At 72.7% G+C, this 16,366-nt stretch carries 13 protein-coding genes; 11 read left to right on the top strand and 2 right to left on the bottom strand.

Features of this window, described 5'->3' with window-relative positions; all coding sequences use genetic code 11:
• Positions 1-62: 62 nt before the first annotated feature.
• The 10 genes from AB0O09_RS24915 (at position 63) to AB0O09_RS24870 (ending at position 14,097) form a co-directional block, all read left to right on the top strand.
• Positions 63-329 carry a hypothetical protein gene (locus AB0O09_RS24915; RefSeq protein WP_363544558.1) on the top strand — a complete coding sequence of 89 codons (267 nt, stop codon included), beginning with the start codon at positions 63-65 and terminating at the stop codon, positions 327-329.
• 191 nt (positions 330-520) lie between these two features.
• Entirely contained in the window at positions 521-1,036 is a 516-nt protein-coding gene (locus AB0O09_RS24910) for a MauE/DoxX family redox-associated membrane protein (RefSeq protein WP_363544556.1), read from the top strand.
• Positions 1,037-1,147: 111 nt separating this feature from the next.
• Positions 1,148-1,981: a thioredoxin domain-containing protein gene (locus AB0O09_RS24905; RefSeq protein WP_363544555.1), complete on the top strand. Its 834-nt coding sequence runs from the start codon at positions 1,148-1,150 to the stop codon at positions 1,979-1,981.
• A 96-nt stretch (positions 1,982-2,077) separates the two neighbouring features.
• Complete coding sequence (gene lgt, locus AB0O09_RS24900) at positions 2,078-3,010, top strand: prolipoprotein diacylglyceryl transferase (protein WP_363544554.1); 933 nt, start codon at positions 2,078-2,080, stop codon at positions 3,008-3,010.
• A 228-nt stretch (positions 3,011-3,238) separates the two neighbouring features.
• Positions 3,239-3,970, top strand: coding sequence for a VIT1/CCC1 transporter family protein (locus AB0O09_RS24895; RefSeq protein ID WP_363544651.1), 732 nt, complete (start codon positions 3,239-3,241; stop codon positions 3,968-3,970).
• Positions 3,971-4,450: 480 nt separating this feature from the next.
• Positions 4,451-9,046, top strand: coding sequence for a glutamate synthase large subunit (gene gltB / locus AB0O09_RS24890; RefSeq protein WP_363544648.1), 4,596 nt, complete (start codon positions 4,451-4,453; stop codon positions 9,044-9,046).
• Positions 9,039-10,499, top strand: a complete 1,461-nt coding sequence (locus AB0O09_RS24885; RefSeq protein WP_363544553.1) for a glutamate synthase subunit beta — start codon at positions 9,039-9,041, stop codon at positions 10,497-10,499. Before gltB ends, AB0O09_RS24885 begins: the two co-directional genes overlap by 8 nt.
• Positions 10,500-10,797: 298 nt before the next feature.
• The gene (locus AB0O09_RS24880; RefSeq protein WP_363544552.1) at positions 10,798-11,664 is read left to right on the top strand and encodes a helix-turn-helix transcriptional regulator; all 867 of its coding nucleotides are present in this window, start codon (positions 10,798-10,800) and stop codon (positions 11,662-11,664) included.
• Between the two features lie 68 nt (positions 11,665-11,732).
• Positions 11,733-13,190, top strand: coding sequence for an aldehyde dehydrogenase family protein (locus AB0O09_RS24875; RefSeq protein ID WP_363544550.1), 1,458 nt, complete (start codon positions 11,733-11,735; stop codon positions 13,188-13,190).
• Between the two features lie 64 nt (positions 13,191-13,254).
• A complete protein-coding gene (locus AB0O09_RS24870) occupies positions 13,255-14,097 on the top strand; it encodes an alpha/beta hydrolase (RefSeq protein ID WP_363544549.1) in 843 nt (280 codons plus the stop codon).
• A 31-nt stretch (positions 14,098-14,128) separates the two neighbouring features.
• On the opposite strand, the gene AB0O09_RS24865 is transcribed toward AB0O09_RS24870, so the two are convergent.
• Together AB0O09_RS24865 and AB0O09_RS24860 are read right to left on the bottom strand one after the other, a co-directional pair.
• Entirely contained in the window at positions 14,129-14,647 is a 519-nt protein-coding gene (locus AB0O09_RS24865; RefSeq protein ID WP_363544547.1) for a GNAT family N-acetyltransferase, read from the bottom strand.
• Between the two features lie 81 nt (positions 14,648-14,728).
• Complete coding sequence (locus AB0O09_RS24860) at positions 14,729-15,652, bottom strand: hypothetical protein (protein WP_363544545.1); 924 nt, start codon at positions 15,650-15,652, stop codon at positions 14,729-14,731.
• Positions 15,653-15,806: 154 nt separating this feature from the next.
• Here AB0O09_RS24860 and AB0O09_RS24855 point away from each other — a divergent pair, with 154 nt between their 5' ends.
• The gene (locus AB0O09_RS24855) at positions 15,807-16,028 is read left to right on the top strand and encodes a DUF6296 family protein (protein WP_363544543.1); all 222 of its coding nucleotides are present in this window, start codon (positions 15,807-15,809) and stop codon (positions 16,026-16,028) included.
• Positions 16,029-16,366: the final 338 nt, after the last annotated feature.

Raw genomic sequence — 16,366 nt, 5'->3', positions numbered from 1 at the left:
TGCCGTCCGCACTCCGTGGTTCGTGCACCCTGCAACCGCCCAGACCGTCGAGAGGCCCGCCCGTGCCGTTCCTGCACCGCGCCGTCCTGATCCGTGCGGCGGCCGCCGCCCTCGCGCTGGGCGCGGCCCTCGCGGTGCAGACCTCGGCGGGGCAGGCGCTGGCCAGGCGCGGTGCCGAACAGGCCGACCGGGACGCCCGGGCCTGCACCACCGCCGCGGCGGCCCTCGCCGAGCTCGACGGCCCGGCGGCGGGCCACCACGGCCGTCCGCCCGCCGGCCCCGACACGCCGGGCGGCCGCTGCGGCCGGACGGATCGTCAGACCCGTTAGAACAAGACGGACATCAGCAGCGAAAATCTCACCCTTTCGGCTTAATTCGCTAATGCGGAGGAACCGTACCTCTTCCTCTACGGTTCATCCGTCAGGGGCCGCTCGCCGCGGCCCGCCGCACCGAGTCCGTACAGCGCCGCACCGAGTCCGCGCGGCGCCGCGCGGAGCCGCACATGCCCAGGGGGAGAGCCATGGCCAGTCCGCAGACGATCCGGCCGCACGCCGACGGAGGGCTCCGCCGGCTGCTCTCCGGGCCCGCCGCCGAATGGATCGGCCTGGCCGCCCGGCTCGGGCTCGCCGTGGTCTGGGGCTGGGCCGGGCTCGCCAAGGTCTCCGACCCGGCGGAGGCCGCCCAGGCCGTCCGCGCCTACGAGATCCTGCCCGAGTCCCTGGTCAAGCCGGTCGGCTACGGCCTGCCGTTCCTGGAGCTCGCGCTCGCCCTGCTGCTGCTGATCGGCCTCGGCACGAGGCTGGTCGCCGCGGTCTCCGCCCTGCTGCTGCTCACCTTCATCGCGGGCATCGCCTCGGCCTGGGCCCGCGGCATCTCCATCGACTGCGGCTGCTTCGGCGGCGGCGGCGCGGTCGACGCGTCCAAGACGGAGTACTTCCGGGAGATCCTCCGCGACACGGGCTTCCTGCTGCTCGCCCTCTGGCTGCTCTTCCGGCCGAGGACGAAGTTCTCCCTCGACTCCTGGCTCGCCGCCTGACGCAGACCCCCGCGCCGCCCCCGCCCGGGCGCCCGCACCCCCTGCACCCCCGACCCCGCGGACACCCCGCATCCCTTCGACGACCCGGACACGGCCTTGGAAACAGCACCCATGAGCGACAAGAACCGAGAAGGAAAGCGCACAGCCCGCGAGCGCATGCTGCAGCAGCGTGCCGCCGACGAGGCCCGTGGCCGCCGCAAGAAGCAGCTGATCGTCGCCGGCGTCGCGGTCGCGGTGATCGCCGCCGCGGTCGTCACCGGTGTGATCGTGCAGAACGAGCGCTCCACGCCGGAGACGCCGACCGCCGCCCCCACCGGCACCATCGGCGAGAAGAACCTCGTCATCCCCTCCGGCGCCGCCGACGCCCCCTCCGTGCTCACCGTCTACGAGGACCCGCGCTGCCCCGCCTGCGGCAGCTTCGAGCATGCCTTCTCCCAGACGGTCAACGAGCTGCAGGACGCGGGCAAGCTCGCCGTGAACTACCACATCGTGTCGTTCATCGACCGCTCGCTCGGCGGCAAGGGCTCCAAGTACGGCGCCAACGCCCTCGCCTGCGCGCAGGACGCCGGCAAGTTCCGTGCCTACCACGACGTCCTCTACAAGAACCAGCCGCCGGAGACCGCCGACACCTACGGCGACAAGGCGGCCCTGATCGACCTCGCCCAGCAGGTCCCCGGACTGGACACCCCGACCTTCCGGGCCTGCGTCAACGACAACAAGTACGGCGACTGGGTCTCCGCGGTCCAACAGGACTTCGACAAGTCCGGCTTCAAGTCAACGCCGACCCTGACGCTGAACGGCACCCCGATCTACCCGAAGAAGGGCGACGAGCAGATCTCCCCGGAGAACCTCGTGAAGTGGGTCGACGAGGCCAACCAGGGCAAGAAGCTCGGCACCACCGGATCGCCCGCGGCCCAGGCCACGAGCGCCGCGGCCACCCCCTGACCGGCCGCCCGACCCGGGCGCCCCGCGACCGTTCGGAAGCTGTGACCCGCGCCGGTGCCGATCCGGCGGCCGGGACACGGTAGCGTCGACCCTGCCATGGATCTCGCATACATCCCGAGCCCGTCGCGGGGCGTCCTCCACCTGGGGCCGGTCCCGCTGCGCGCCTACGCGTTCTGCATCATCATCGGCGTCGTCGTCGCGGTCTGGCTCGGCAGCAAGCGCTGGGTCGCCCGGGGCGGTGCCAAGCACACCGTCGGCGACATCGCCGTCTGGGCCGTGCCCTTCGGCCTGGTCGGCGGCCGGCTGTACCACGTGATCACCGACCACCAGCTGTACTTCGGCGACGGCAAGAACCCGTGGAACGCCTTCAAGATCTGGGAGGGCGGCCTCGGCATCTGGGGCGCGATCGCGCTCGGCGCGGTCGGCGCGTGGATCGGCTGCCGCCGCCGCGGCGTGCCGCTGCCCGCCTACGCCGACGCCATCGCGCCCGGCATCGCCCTCGCCCAGGCCTTCGGCCGCTGGGGCAACTGGTTCAACCAGGAGCTGTACGGCAAGCCGACCACGCTGCCCTGGGGCCTGGAGATCCACAAGGTGGAGTCGGACGGCACCGTGATCGAGGGCGTCTTCCACCCCACCTTCCTGTACGAGTCGCTCTGGTGCGTCGGTGTGGCCCTGCTGGTGATCTGGGCCGACCGCCGCTTCACCCTCGGCCACGGCCGGGCCTTCGCCCTGTACGTCGCCGCGTACACCGTGGGCCGGTTCTGGATCGAGTACCTGCGCATCGACGAGGCGCACCACATCCTGGGCCTGCGCCTCAACGACTGGACCTCGATCGTGGTCTTCGTCGCCGCCGTGGCCTACCTGGTGGTGTCCGCGCGGCTGCGCCCCGGCCGGGAGGCGCCGGACTCCATCGACCCGGCGGCCCGCGCCGAGGCCGCCGAGGACGGTCCGTCCCGCTCCTCGGACAGCACCCGCGGCGCCGAGCGCACCGCCGCGCCGGCCGACGCCGCCCCGGAGCAGCCGGCCTGATCCCCGCCTGACCTGCCGGAACGTCCGCCCGACGGCCGCCCGCCACCCCGTGTGGAGGGCGGCCGCCGGCATGTTCGGACAGCCTTACTTTGCTGGAAAGTCGCAGGTCAACGGGCTACGTTCGAACCCGTAGAGCCCTGCGGGCAACCCTGCCCAGGCCCACGGCGACGGCGCCGTGCCCGGCTGTGCAGGGGGACGTCCGACAGGGGGGCCTGACCCGTGAGCACCGTGACACACCCGACCGCCACCGAGGAGCCGAAGCCGCGCATCCCGGAGGACGGGCACCACCGCGACGTGAACGGCGGCTGGCTGCGGCCCGCCGTCTTCGGCGCGATGGACGGCCTGGTCTCCAACCTCGCCCTGGTGAGCGGCGTGGTCGGCGGGGACGCCGGCCGCAGCGCCGTCCTCCTCACCGGTCTCGCCGGCCTCGCCGCCGGCGCCTTCTCGATGGCGGCGGGGGAGTACACCTCGGTCGCCTCCCAGCGCGAGCTGGTGGAGGCGGAGATCGAGGCCGAGCGGATCGAGCTGCGCCGCAACCCGCACGGCGAGCTCGCCGAACTCGCCCAGCTGTACGTGGCCAAGGGCGTGGAGCCGGAGCTGGCGCACGAGGTGGCCCGGCAGCTCTCCCGCGACCCCGAGAAGACCCTCGCCGTGCACGCCCGCGAGGAGCTGGGCGTCGACCCCGACGACCTGCCCTCGCCGCTGGTCGCGGCCGCCTCCTCGTTCGGCTGCTTCGCGCTGGGCGCGCTGCTGCCGCTGCTGCCGTACCTGCTGGGCGCGACGGCGCTCTGGCCGGCGCTGATCGCCTCCGCGCTGGGCCTGTTCCTGTGCGGCGCCGTGGTCGCCCGGGTGACCGCGCGCAGCTGGTGGTTCAGCGGCCTGCGGCAGCTGGCGCTGGGCGGCGCGGCCGCCGGGCTGACCTTCCTGCTGGGCCGGCTCATCGGCGGACAGCTCGGCTGACCTCGTGCGATGCCACAGCGCGCCGCATGGATATGCCGAGCAGTGCGTGACGTTCCACACATGGGTCGGTGGTCCATGCCTGTTCTACGCTCTCCGCGGCGGCTTCCGGCCCTCGATTCCATCCCGGCACTCGGTCGTACGGGATGGAATCGCAGGAGCAGTGTCCGCGCGTGCATGGCCAGGGCGTTTCGGCTCTGTTTCACCCGCGCGACCGTTGGGCACACTGGTGGAAACACGCGCACCGTTGCGCGTTGCGCCGGGCCGGTCCTACTAACCGGTAACCGCCGCTGACCTGCGGGTTATGTCCGCCATATGGACGCCTTGTTCCACTTCGCAAGATCTCCGGCATCATGTAACCTGCACGAAAATTCGCAGAGGGCCAACGTCGTCCCTTAATGCACCAAGCCCCTCCGGCCCCGGCCGGACGGTGTGCTCCCAAGCCACAAGACGACGACGGGAGAGCCGATGCTGTCTGCATCCATGCACTCCGCCAACGAGCCCGCGCAGGCCAACCGCCCGTACGCGCTCGTTCCGGATGCGCGACCTGCTGCTCAGGGCCTGTACGACCCGCGGAACGAGCACGACGCCTGCGGCGTCGGCTTCGTCGCCACGCTGACCGGCATCGCCGACCACACTGTCGTCGACCAGGCGCTGACCGTCCTGCGCAACCTGGAGCACCGCGGCGCCACCGGCGCCGAGCCGGACTCCGGCGACGGCGCGGGCATCCTGACCCAGGTCCCGGACGCCTTCCTGCGCAGCAAGGTCTCCTTCGAACTGCCGGCCGCCGGCTCCTACGCGGTGGGCATCGCCTTCCTCCCCGACGAGGACGCCGCCGACGCCGCCGCGGTCGCGGCCGTCGAGGCCGTCGCCGCCGAGGAGGGCCTGACCGTCCTCGGCTGGCGCGACGTCCCGGTCACCCCGGACCTGCTCGGCGCCACCGCCCGCTCGGTCATGCCGCGCTTCCGCCAGCTCTTCGTGTCGCACGGCGAGAAGGCCGGCATCGAGCTCGACCGGATCGCCTTCGTCGTCCGCAAGCGCTCCGAGCGCGAGGCCGGCGTCTACTTCCCGTCGCTGTCCGCCCGCACCATCGTCTACAAGGGCATGCTGACCACCGGCCAGTTGGAGCCCTTCTTCCCCGACCTGTCGGACCGGCTCTACGCCTCCGCCGTCGGCCTGGTGCACTCGCGGTTCTCGACCAACACCTTCCCGAGCTGGCCGCTCGCCCACCCGTACCGCTTCGTCGCGCACAACGGCGAGATCAACACGGTCAAGGGCAACCGGAACTGGATGACCGCCCGCGAGTCCCAGCTCGCCACCGACCTCATCCCCGCGAACGCCGACGGCCGGGGCCTGGAGCGGATCTTCCCGATCTGCACCCCGGACCACTCCGACTCGGCCTCCTTCGACGAGGTCCTGGAGCTGCTCCACCTCGGCGGCCGCTCGCTGCCGCACGCGGTGCTGATGATGATCCCGGAGGCGTGGGAGAACCACGCCACCATGGAGCCGGCCCGCCGCGCCTTCTACCAGTACCACTCCAACCTGATGGAGCCCTGGGACGGCCCGGCCTGCGTCACCTTCACCGACGGCACCCAGGTCGGCGCGGTCCTCGACCGCAACGGCCTGCGCCCCGCCCGCTACTGGATCACCGAGGACGGCCTCGTCGTCCTCTCCTCCGAGGTCGGCGTGCTCGACATCGAGCAGGAGCGGGTCGTCAAGAAGGGCCGCCTGCAGCCCGGCAAGATGTTCCTGGTCGACACGGCCGAGGGCCGCATCGTCGAGGACGAGGAGATCAAGTCCGCCCTCGCCGGCGAGCACCCCTACGAGGAGTGGGTCGCCGCCGGGCAGATCCAGCTCGCCAAGCTCCCCGAGCGCGAGCACATCGCCCACACCCACGCCTCGGTGACCCGCCGTCAGCAGACCTTCGGCTACACCGAGGAGGAGCTGCGCGTCATCCTGGCGCCGATGGCCAAGACCGGTGGCGAGGCGCTCGGCTCGATGGGCACCGACTCGCCGATCGCCGCGCTCTCCGAGAAGCCGCGCCTGCTGTTCGACTACTTCGTGCAGCTCTTCGCGCAGGTCACCAACCCGCCGCTGGACGCCATCCGCGAGGAGCTCGTCACCTCGCTGCTGAGCAACCTCGGCCCCGAGGGCAACCTGCTCGACGCGCAGCCCTCGCACTGCCGCTCCGTCGGCATCACCTTCCCGGTGATCGACAACGACGAGCTGGCCAAGCTGATCCACATCAACGCCGACGGCGACCAGCCCGGACTGAAGGCCGTCACGCTGTCCGGCCTGTACAAGGTGTCGACCGGCGGCGCCGGCCTCGCCACCCGCCTGGCCGAGATCGCCGCCGAGGCCGACGCCGCGATCGCCGACGGCGCCCGCATCGTCGTCCTCTCCGACCGCCACTCGGACGCCGAGCACGCGCCGATCCCGTCGCTGCTGCTCACCTCCGCGATCCACCACCACCTGATCCGCACCAAGCAGCGCACCCAGGTGTCCCTGATCGTCGAGGCCGGCGACGTCCGCGAGGTGCACCACGTCGCGCTGCTGATCGGCTACGGCGCCGGCGCGGTCAACCCGTACCTGGCGATGGAGTCCGTCGAGGACCTGGTCGCGCAGGGCGTCTTCATCCAGGGCGTCGAGCCCGAGAAGGCCATCAAGAACCTGATCAAGGCGCTCGGCAAGGGCGTGCTCAAGGTCATGTCGAAGATGGGCATCTCCACCGTGGCCTCGTACCGCGGCGCCCAGGTCTTCGAGGCGATCGGCCTCTCCCAGGAGCTGGTCGACGGCTACTTCGCCGGCACCACCACCAAGCTCGGCGGCATCGGCCTGGACGAGATCGCCAAGGAGACCGCTGCCCGCCACGCCAAGGCGTACCCGGCCTCCGGCATCCCGGCCGCGCACCGCGCGCTGGAGATCGGCGGCGAGTACCAGTGGCGCCGCGAGGGCGAGCCGCACCTGTTCGACCCGGACACCGTCTTCCGCCTGCAGCACTCCACCCGCAACAAGCGGTACGACATCTTCAAGCAGTACACCTCCCGGGTGAACGAGCAGTCCGAGCGCCTGATGACGCTGCGCGGCCTGTTCAAGCTGGACGCCAAGGACCGCACCCCGATCCCGATCGACGAGGTCGAGCCGGTCTCCGAGATCGTCAAGCGCTTCTCCACCGGCGCCATGTCGTACGGCTCCATCTCGCGCGAGGCGCACGAGACCCTCGCCATCGCGATGAACCGCCTCGGCGGCAAGTCCAACACCGGTGAGGGCGGCGAGGACCCGGACCGCCTGTACGACCCGGAGCGCCGCTCCGCGATCAAGCAGGTCGCCTCCGGCCGCTTCGGCGTCACCAGCGAGTACCTGGTCAACGCGGACGACATCCAGATCAAGATGGCCCAGGGCGCCAAGCCCGGCGAGGGCGGCCAGCTGCCCGGCCACAAGGTGTACCCGTGGGTCGCCAGCACCCGGCACTCCACCCCGGGCGTCGGCCTGATCTCCCCGCCGCCGCACCACGACATCTACTCCATCGAGGATCTGGCCCAGCTGATCCACGACCTCAAGAACGCCAACCCCGAGGCCCGCATCCACGTGAAGCTGGTCTCCGAGGTCGGCGTCGGCACCGTCGCCGCGGGCGTCTCCAAGGCGCACGCCGACGTGGTGCTGGTCTCCGGCCACGACGGCGGCACCGGCGCCTCGCCGCTGACCTCGCTCAAGCACGCGGGCGGCCCCTGGGAGCTCGGCCTCGCCGAGACCCAGCAGACCCTGCTGCTGAACGGTCTGCGCGACCGCATCGTCGTGCAGACCGACGGCCAGCTGAAGACCGGCCGCGACGTCGTCATCGCCGCCCTGCTGGGCGCCGAGGAGTTCGGCTTCGCGACCGCCCCGCTGGTGGTCTCCGGCTGCATCATGATGCGCGTCTGCCACCTGGACACCTGCCCGGTCGGCGTCGCCACCCAGAACCCCGTGCTGCGCGACCGCTTCTCCGGCAAGCCGGAGTTCGTGGTGAACTTCTTCGAGTTCATCGCGGAGGAGGTCCGCGAGATCCTCGCCGAGCTGGGCTTCCGCTCGATCGAGGAGGCCGTCGGCCACGCCGAGCACATCGACGCGGCGGACGCGATCGGCCACTGGAAGGCCGCCGGCCTCGACCTGGCGCCGCTGTTCCACGTGCCCGAGCTGCCGGAGGGCGCGGCCCTGCACAACACCACCGTGCAGGACCACTCGCTCGACAAGGCCCTCGACAACCAGCTCATCGAGCTGGCCGAGGACGCCCTGGAGCGCGGCGAGGCCGTCCGGATCCAGCTGCCGATCCGCAACGTCAACCGCACGGTCGGCACCATGCTCGGCCACCGGGTGACCAAGAAGTACCGCGGCGAGGGCCTGCCCGAGGGCACCATCGACGTGACCTTCACCGGCTCCGCCGGCCAGTCGTTCGGCGCCTTCGTGCCGAAGGGCGTGACCCTGCGCCTGGAGGGCGACGCCAACGACTACGTCGGCAAGGGCCTGTCCGGCGGCGTCATCGTCGTCCGCCCGGCCCGCGACGCCGCGGCCATCGGCGCCGACGCGCAGAACCACGTCATCGCCGGCAACACCATCGGCTACGGCGCCACGGGCGGCCGCGTCCACCTGCGCGGCAAGGCCGGCGAGCGCTTCGCCGTCCGCAACTCCGGTGCCACCCTGGTCGTCGAGGGCGTGGGAGACCACGGCCTCGAGTACATGACCGGCGGCCGGGTCGTGATCCTCGGCGAGACCGGGCGCAACCTGGCGGCGGGCATGTCCGGCGGCATCGCGTTCGTCCTGGACCTGCGCCCGGCCAACGTCAACGGCGGCATGGTCGGCATCGAGGCCCCCGACGCCAAGGACCGCGACTGGCTGCGCGAGACCGTGCAGCAGCACTACGAGGAGACCGGCTCCACCGTGGCCGCCGAGCTCCTCGCCGACTGGGGCAGCGGCGTCTCCCGCTTCTCCAAGATCATGCCCACCGACTACAAGGCTGTGCTCGCCGCCAAGGATGCCGCTGAGCGCGACGGGCTCTCCGAGTCCGAGACCACTCGCAAGATGATGGAGGCGGCACATGGCTGACCCGAAGGGCTTCCTGACCACCCCGAAGCAGCTGGCCGAGCGCCGTCCCGTGGACGTCCGTCTGCGGGACTGGAACGAGGTCTACGTCGAGCGCAGCCTCCTGCCGATCATCACCAAGCAGGCCGGCCGCTGCATGGACTGCGGCATCCCGTTCTGCCACAACGGCTGCCCGCTCGGGAACCTCATCCCCGAGTGGAACGACCTGGCCTACCGGGACGACTGGACGGGCGCCATCGAGCGCCTGCACGCCACCAACAACTTCCCGGAGTTCACCGGCCGCCTCTGCCCGGCGCCCTGTGAGTCGGCGTGCGTCCTCGGCATCAACCAGGACGCGGTGACCATCAAGAACGTCGAGGTCACCATCATCGACAAGGCCTGGGACCGCGGCGGCGTCACCCCGCAGGTCCCGGAGCGCCTGTCCGGCAAGACCGTGGCCGTCGTCGGCTCCGGCCCGGCCGGCCTGGCCGCCGCCCAGCAGCTCACCCGGGCCGGCCACACCGTGGTCGTGTACGAGCGCGCCGACCGCATCGGCGGCCTGCTGCGCTACGGCATCCCCGAGTTCAAGATGGAGAAGCGGCACATCAACCGCCGCATCGAGCAGATGCGCGCGGAGGGCACCCGCTTCCGCACCGGCGTCCACGTCGGCGAGGACATCACCGGCCAGCAGCTGCGCGAGCGCTTCGACGCGGTCGTCGTCGCGGCCGGCGCCACCACCGCCCGCGACCTGCCCGTCCCGGGCCGGGAGCTGGCCGGCATCCACCAGGCCATGGAGTACCTGCCGCTCGCCAACAAGGTGCAGGAGGGCGACTACGTCGACTCCCCGATCAGCGCCAAGGGCAAGCACGTGGTCGTCATCGGCGGCGGCGACACCGGCGCGGACTGCGTCGGCACCGCCCACCGCCAGGGCGCGGCCTCGGTCACCCAGCTGGAGATCATGCCGCGCCCCGGCGAGGAGCGCCCCGGCCACCAGCCCTGGCCGACCATGCCGATGACCTACAAGGTCACCTCCGCGCACGAGGAGGGCGGCGAGCGGATCTACTCCGTCTCCACCACCCACTTCAGCGGCGACGAGGACGGCAACGTCCAGCAGCTCCACCTCGTCGAGGTCGAGTTCAAGGACGGCAAGTTCGAGCAGGTGCCCGGCAGCGAGCGCGCCATCCCGGCCCAGCTCGTCACCCTGGCCATGGGCTTCACCGGCACCGACGTCAAGAACGGCCTGGTCGAGCAGCTCGGCGTCGAGCTGGACGCCCGCGGCAACGTCGCCCGTGACGGCAAGTTCGCCACCAACGTCGAGGGCGTGTACGTTTGCGGTGACGCGGGCCGCGGCCAGTCGCTCATCGTCTGGGCGATCGCCGAGGGCCGCTCCGCCGCAGCCGCGGTGGACAAGTACCTCGGCGGCAAGACCCCGCTGCCCGCCCCGATCCGCCCGACGGACCGCCCCCTGGTGGTCTGACACCCCGCACGACCGGAGACAACTCCGGCTGCAGTAACACCGCGACCCGCCAGAGCCGCCGGGACCCTGCGGTTGCAGCGCCTGCCCACTCCCCGACCAGTTGGGGGCAGGCGCTGCCTGCTGTTCCGGCCCGTCCGCCGCCCGTCGTCGGCATGCCGACGGCCCGCACCGGGCGTGCACTCCACGACTTTCCTGGCAATCGGCTGGGAGCGGCGCGGTGCGCCCTTCCGGCTGTCCGACCCTGGTGGCAGACTGCGCCCGACGGGCAACTGCCCCACCGGACACGGAGGTCGGCGCGATGAGCATGCTCCACACGGGCGGCGGGGTGACCGCGCACCGGCTGCTGCTGGGCTCCCAGCTGCGGCGGCTGCGCGAGGCCCGCGGCGTGACCCGCGAGGAGGCCGGCTACTCGATCCGCGCGTCCGAGTCGAAGATCAGCCGGATGGAGCTCGGCCGGGTCGGCTTCAAGGAGCGCGACGTCGCCGACCTGCTCACCCTCTACGGCCTCGACCGGGGCGAGGAGCGCGCCACCCTGCTCGGCCTCGTCGCCGAGGCCAACGCCGTCTCCTGGTGGCACGGTTACGAGGACGTCGTCCCGACCTGGTTCCAGACCTACCTAGGCCTGGAGGAGGCCGCCGCCTCGATCGCCAGCTACGAGATCCAGTTCGTCCCCGGGCTGCTGCAGACCGAGGAGTACGCCCGCGCCGTCGTCCTGCTCGGCCGGCACCACGCCACCGCGCAGGAGGTCGACCGCCGGGTCGCCGTCCGGATGCGCCGCCAGCAACTGCTCGCCGGCGGCCGCACCCCCGCCCTGCACGCCGTCATCGACGAGGCCGCCCTGCGCCGCCCCTGCGGCGGACCGGAGGTGATGCGCGGCCAGCTCCGGCACCTCGTCGAGGCCGCCGCCCGCCCCGAGGTCACCCTGCAGGTGGTGCCGCTCGGCACCGACCTGCCCGGCGCCGAGGCCGGCGCGTTCTCCGTCCTCGGCTTCACCGAGTCCGAACTGCCCGACGTCGTCTACCTGGAGCAGTTCACCAGCGCCCTCTACCTGGACCGGCCGGCCGAGGTCGCCGAGTACGCCGCGGCATTGCGCCGGCTCAGCGAGGCCAGCCTGTCCCCCGAGCGTTCACTGACCCTTATCCGCTCCGTTCTCCAGGACATCTGATCGTCGGTCAGTAGGATGAGGTTCCGTCAAATCCGGTCACGAGGGCGGACCTCACCGAAAGGCAGCGGATGTCTCACTTCACGGAACTGTCGCAGCAGTACATCGACGGCCAGTGGCGCCCCGGCAGCGGCTCGTGGGACATCGTCGACATCAACCCCTACGACGGCGAGAAGCTCGCCGCCATCACCGTCGCCACCGCCGACGAGGTCGACCAGGCGTACCGGGCCGCCCAGCGCGCCCAGCGCACCTGGGCCGCCACCAACCCGTACACCCGCCGCCTCGTCTTCGAACGCGCCCTGCGCCTCATCGAGGAGCGCGAGCAGGAGATCACCGACACGATCATCGCCGAGCTCGGCGGCACCCGCCTCAAGGCGGCCTTCGAGATCTCCCTCTCCAAGGACATGCTCCGCGAGTGCATGCAGCTCTCGCTGCGCGCCGAGGGCCGCATCCTGCCCTCCCCGGTCGACGGCAAGGAGAACCGGCTCTACCGCCTGCCGGTCGGCGTCGTCGGCGTCATCAGCCCGTTCAACTTCCCGCTGTTCCTCTCCCTCAAGGCCGTCGCCCCCGCCCTCGCCCTCGGCAACGGCGTCGTCCTCAAGCCCCACCAGGACGCCCCGATCACCGGCGGCACCCTGATCGCCAAGCTCTTCGAGGACGCCGGCCTGCCCGCCGGCCTGCTCAACGTCGTCCTCACCGACATCGCCGAGATCGGCGACGCCTTCATCGAGCACCCCGTCCCCAAGGTCATCGCCTTCACCGGCTCCGACGCCGTCGGCCGGCACGTCGCCACCGTCGCCGCCTCCCACTTCAAGCGCACCGTCCTCGAACTCGGCGGCAACAGCGCCCTCGTCGTCCTCGACGACGCCGACCTCGACTACGCCGTCGACGCCGCCGTCTTCAGCCGCTTCGCCCACCAGGGCCAGGTCTGCATGGCCGCCAACCGCGTCCTCGTCGACCGCTCCGTCCTCGACGAGTTCACCGCCAGGTTCGTCGCCAAGATCCGCACCCTCACCGTCGGCGACCCCCAGGACCCGGCCACCGACATCGGCCCGCTCATCAACTCCACCCAGGCCGACGCCATCACCGCCCAGGTCGACGAGGCCGTCGCCGGCGGCGCCGAGGTCCTGCTCCGCGGCACCACCGTCGGCACCCTGATGGACCCGGTCGTCCTCACCGGCGTCCCGCACGACGCCCCCGTGCTGCGCCGCGAGATCTTCGGCCCGGTCGTCGTCGTGGTGCCCTTCGACGGCGACGACCAGGCCGTCGAGATCGCCAACGACACCCCGTTCGGCCTCAGCGGAGCCGTCCACACCGGCGACATCGAGCGCGGCGTCCGCTTCGCCCGGCGGATCGACACCGGCATGATCCACATCAACGACGGGACCATCGCCGACGAGCCGATCGTCCCCTTCGGCGGCGAGAAGAACTCCGGCGTCGGCCGCCTCAACGGCGACGCCACCGTCGAGGCCTTCACCACCGTCAAGTGGATCTCCATCCAGCACGGCCGCAGCCGCTTCCCGTTCTGACGATCCCGCCCGGCGCACCACCGGCCGGGGCCCGTTGTCGGCCCCGGCCGGTAGCGTCCACACCATGACGGACCATCAGATCGCCCTGTCCGACGGTCGCACCCTCCGCTCCTACGACACCGGGCCCGCCGATGCCCCGCTCACCGTCGTCTGGCACCACGGCACCCCCAACCTCGGCACACCGCCCGCACCCCTGCTGCCCGCCGCCGCCCGCCTCGGCATCCGCTTCGTCTCCTACGACCGCCCCGGCTACGGCGGCTCCACACCCCTCCCCGGCCGGGACATCGCCTCCGCGGCCGCCGACACCGCCGCCCTCGCCGACGCCCTCGGCATCGAACGCTTCGCCGTCCTCGGCCACTCCGGCGGCGGGCCGCACGCCCTCGCCTGCGCCGCCCTGCTGCCCGACCGCGTCCTCGCCGCCGCCTCCGTCGCCGGACTCGCCCCCTATGGCGCCGACGGCCTCGACTGGTACGCCGGAATGACCGACTCCGGGATCGCCTCACTGCGGGCCGCGGCCGCGGGCCGCGCCGCCAAGGAACGCCACCAGCAGGACCACGGCGCCGACTACGACTGCGAGTTCACCCCCGGTGACCTCGCCGCCCTGCACGGCGTCTGGTCCTGGTTCGACACCGTCGTCGGCCCCGCCGTCGCCGCCGGCCCCGCCGCACTGATCGACGACGACCTCGCCTACACCGCCCCCTGGGGCTTCGACCCCGGGCGGATCCGCACACCCGTCCTGCTGGTGCACGGCGAACGCGACCGCATCGTCCCCGCCGCCCACAGCCGCTGGCTCGCCGACCGCATCCCCACCGCCGACCTGCGGACCCGCCCCGACGACGGCCACATCTCCGTCCTCACCACCGCCGAAGACACCCTCACCCGACTGGCCGCCCGGGCCACCCGCTGAGGGCTGTCCCCGAGCGGCTGCCCCTGAGCGGTCACCCCGGGTGGTGGCCCGCCGTGAGGAGGAATTCGTCCAGGTCGGTGCCGTACCAGCGGGTGGTGCGGCCCCGGGGGGTCATGCCGAGGCGGCGGCAGACCGCCGCCGAGGGGGCGTTGCCCGGGCGGACGACCGCCCGGATCTCCGGCAGGCCGTCCGCGAAGCCCTTCGCCACCGCGGCCCGCGCGGCCTCGGTGGCGAAGCCGTTCCCCCAGGAGTCCGGGTGGAAGTGCCACCCCACCTCCACCTCGCCGTCCCCGTCGGGGAGCGGCACCAGCAGCACCGAGCCCGCCACCACCCCGGTGTCGGCCCGTTCGACCGCCCACACACCGAACCGCGGGTCCGCCGACCGTCCCCGGAAGCGTTCGACCAGCGCCAGCGCCTCCGCCTCGTCGGCGAGCACCCGCGGCTGCGCCCCCAGCCACCGGGCGACCTCCCACCGCCCGTACAGGTCCAGGGCGCGCGCCGCGTCCCCGGCCTCCCACAGCCGCAGCACCAGCCGCTCGGTACGCCACACGAAGAACCACCGCCCCTTCTCGCAGAGGATCCGATCCTGCCCCCGCCGGGCCCGCCGCTGCCAGGGCCCGGGAACGGCCCGCTACCGGCCGCGTGCCGGCCCGCCGTCCACGGCCCCCGTCGGCACCTGCGGCGCGCCCGTGGCCAGGTCCAGGACCACCCTGCCGTCCAGCGGACCCGCCAGCCGGAACCGCTCCGGCGAGACGTGCAGCGCCGCGTCGCACGCCGTCCCGGGCCGCGCCGTCGACCGGACCCGGGCGATCAGCACCACCGCGGCGCCGGTCTCGTACGCCTCGGTGCGCTCCACCCGCTCGCAGCCGCCGTGCGCGACCCCGGCCGTCACCGTCCTGCCGTCCGCGGACACCGCCGCGAACGACGCCGACCGCGCCCCCCGCACGTCCTCGGGCGGCCCCGACGGGGGCTGCTGCGACTCCACCGCCGGGTAGGTGAACGGATCGGCGTACCCCGCGATCCGGAACCGCCACACCGGGATCTCCGCCCGTCCGCGGCTGGTCGCCACCTCCCGCGTGCCCGGCTCCGCGCCCGTCACCGTCAGCGGCTGCCCGCAGGTGCCGTTGCACGCGGGCCTGCCCTCGGTCAGCGACCGGAACACCGCGTCCGCGGACCGCAGCGGCAGCGTCAGCTGCGAGCCGTCCGCCCACCGCACCTGCGTCAGCCCCGAGAAGGTCTGCGGCAGCCCGCCCGCCAGCACCAGCCGCCCCGACTGGTACGCGTCCTTGTCCGTGCCGCTGTGGAACGCGTCCGGCGGCAGCCACTCCGCGGGCACGCCCACCGGGTAGTAGCCGGACCGCCAGGCCTTCTCCTGCGCCGAACCCGGCCAGGCGGCCGCCACCTCGGCGGCCCGCTGCCGTGCGGGCGCGTCCGCCGTCGCCTCCGCCGTCGCGCCGCCCTCCTGCGGGCCGCCGCGCACCACCGTGCTGCCGCAGCCCGCCAGCGCGCACACCACCAGCAGAGCCGGTACCGCCGCCGCCACACCCCTGCGCATCCGAGTGACCCCCTGCCGGTACGAACCAACCGAACGGCAGTGGGACGCAGCGGCCCGCCGACGGGTTCCGCCGCCGCCCCCGGGGCGCGCGGACCGCCGCGCGGCGCGACACTGGTGAGCGGTCCCGCACCCGCGCGGCCCGAGGAGGTGCCCCATGACCGAGTACGAGCTGTCCTTCCCGCACCCCGGCCAGGACACCGACGACATCGTGGTGGTCCATCCCACCGGCACCCTCGGCCCCGGTGGGCACCCGGTGTACACCGACGACAGCGGCATCGTCCGCGCCGAGATCAGCGACCGCGACGAGGTCCGGATGCTCGCCACCGGCGGTCGCCAGGAACTCACCCCGCCGTCCACCGTCCACCGCCGCGCCTGACCCTTGCACGAGATGTGGGCGGACTGACGCCGGGCAGCGCACGGGGGCGCGGTCTCCCGCGCCCCCGTGGCCCGACCCTCCCCAGGGCTTGTCTGACAATTCCCGCCGCGCGCGCGACGCCGGGCATCCCGACCGGACGCACCGCCGCATCGCCCGAGTACGTCCAGTACGAGGCCGATACGGCGGCACACCCGGTCGGGCGCCCGACGCCGCGCGCCGATGCGACGCGAATTGTCAGACAAGCCCTAGGGCCTGTGTGATGTTGTGATCAATCTTCGGGTTCTGCCCCCGTTTCGGGGTGGAAACCGGTAGGACTGTCAGGTGTGACGCGCAGGCAA

This window comes from Kitasatospora sp. NPDC093679, assembly GCF_040683455.1.
GTDB lineage: Bacteria > Actinomycetota > Actinomycetes > Streptomycetales > Streptomycetaceae > Kitasatospora > Kitasatospora arboriphila.
The sequence above is the reverse complement of the archived record's forward strand: the minus strand, read 5'-3'. Positions and strand labels throughout refer to the sequence as shown.

What these genes read in the sequence shown, in the direction of transcription:
- AB0O09_RS24910 (WP_363544556.1), top strand. Translation starts at nt 521, where the DNA reads ATGGCCAGTCCGCAGACGATCCGGCCGCACGCCGACGGAGGGCTCCGC.
- AB0O09_RS24905 (WP_363544555.1), top strand. Translation starts at nt 1,148, where the DNA reads ATGAGCGACAAGAACCGAGAAGGAAAGCGCACAGCCCGCGAGCGCATG.
- lgt (WP_363544554.1), top strand. Translation starts at nt 2,078, where the DNA reads ATGGATCTCGCATACATCCCGAGCCCGTCGCGGGGCGTCCTCCACCTG.
- gltB (WP_363544648.1), top strand. Translation starts at nt 4,451, where the DNA reads ATGCACTCCGCCAACGAGCCCGCGCAGGCCAACCGCCCGTACGCGCTC.
- AB0O09_RS24885 (WP_363544553.1), top strand. Translation starts at nt 9,039, where the DNA reads ATGGCTGACCCGAAGGGCTTCCTGACCACCCCGAAGCAGCTGGCCGAG.
- AB0O09_RS24880 (WP_363544552.1), top strand. Translation starts at nt 10,798, where the DNA reads ATGAGCATGCTCCACACGGGCGGCGGGGTGACCGCGCACCGGCTGCTG.
- AB0O09_RS24875 (WP_363544550.1), top strand. Translation starts at nt 11,733, where the DNA reads ATGTCTCACTTCACGGAACTGTCGCAGCAGTACATCGACGGCCAGTGG.
- AB0O09_RS24870 (WP_363544549.1), top strand. Translation starts at nt 13,255, where the DNA reads ATGACGGACCATCAGATCGCCCTGTCCGACGGTCGCACCCTCCGCTCC.
- AB0O09_RS24860 (WP_363544545.1), bottom strand. Translation starts at nt 15,652, where the DNA reads ATGCGCAGGGGTGTGGCGGCGGCGGTACCGGCTCTGCTGGTGGTGTGC.
- AB0O09_RS24855 (WP_363544543.1), top strand. Translation starts at nt 15,807, where the DNA reads ATGACCGAGTACGAGCTGTCCTTCCCGCACCCCGGCCAGGACACCGAC.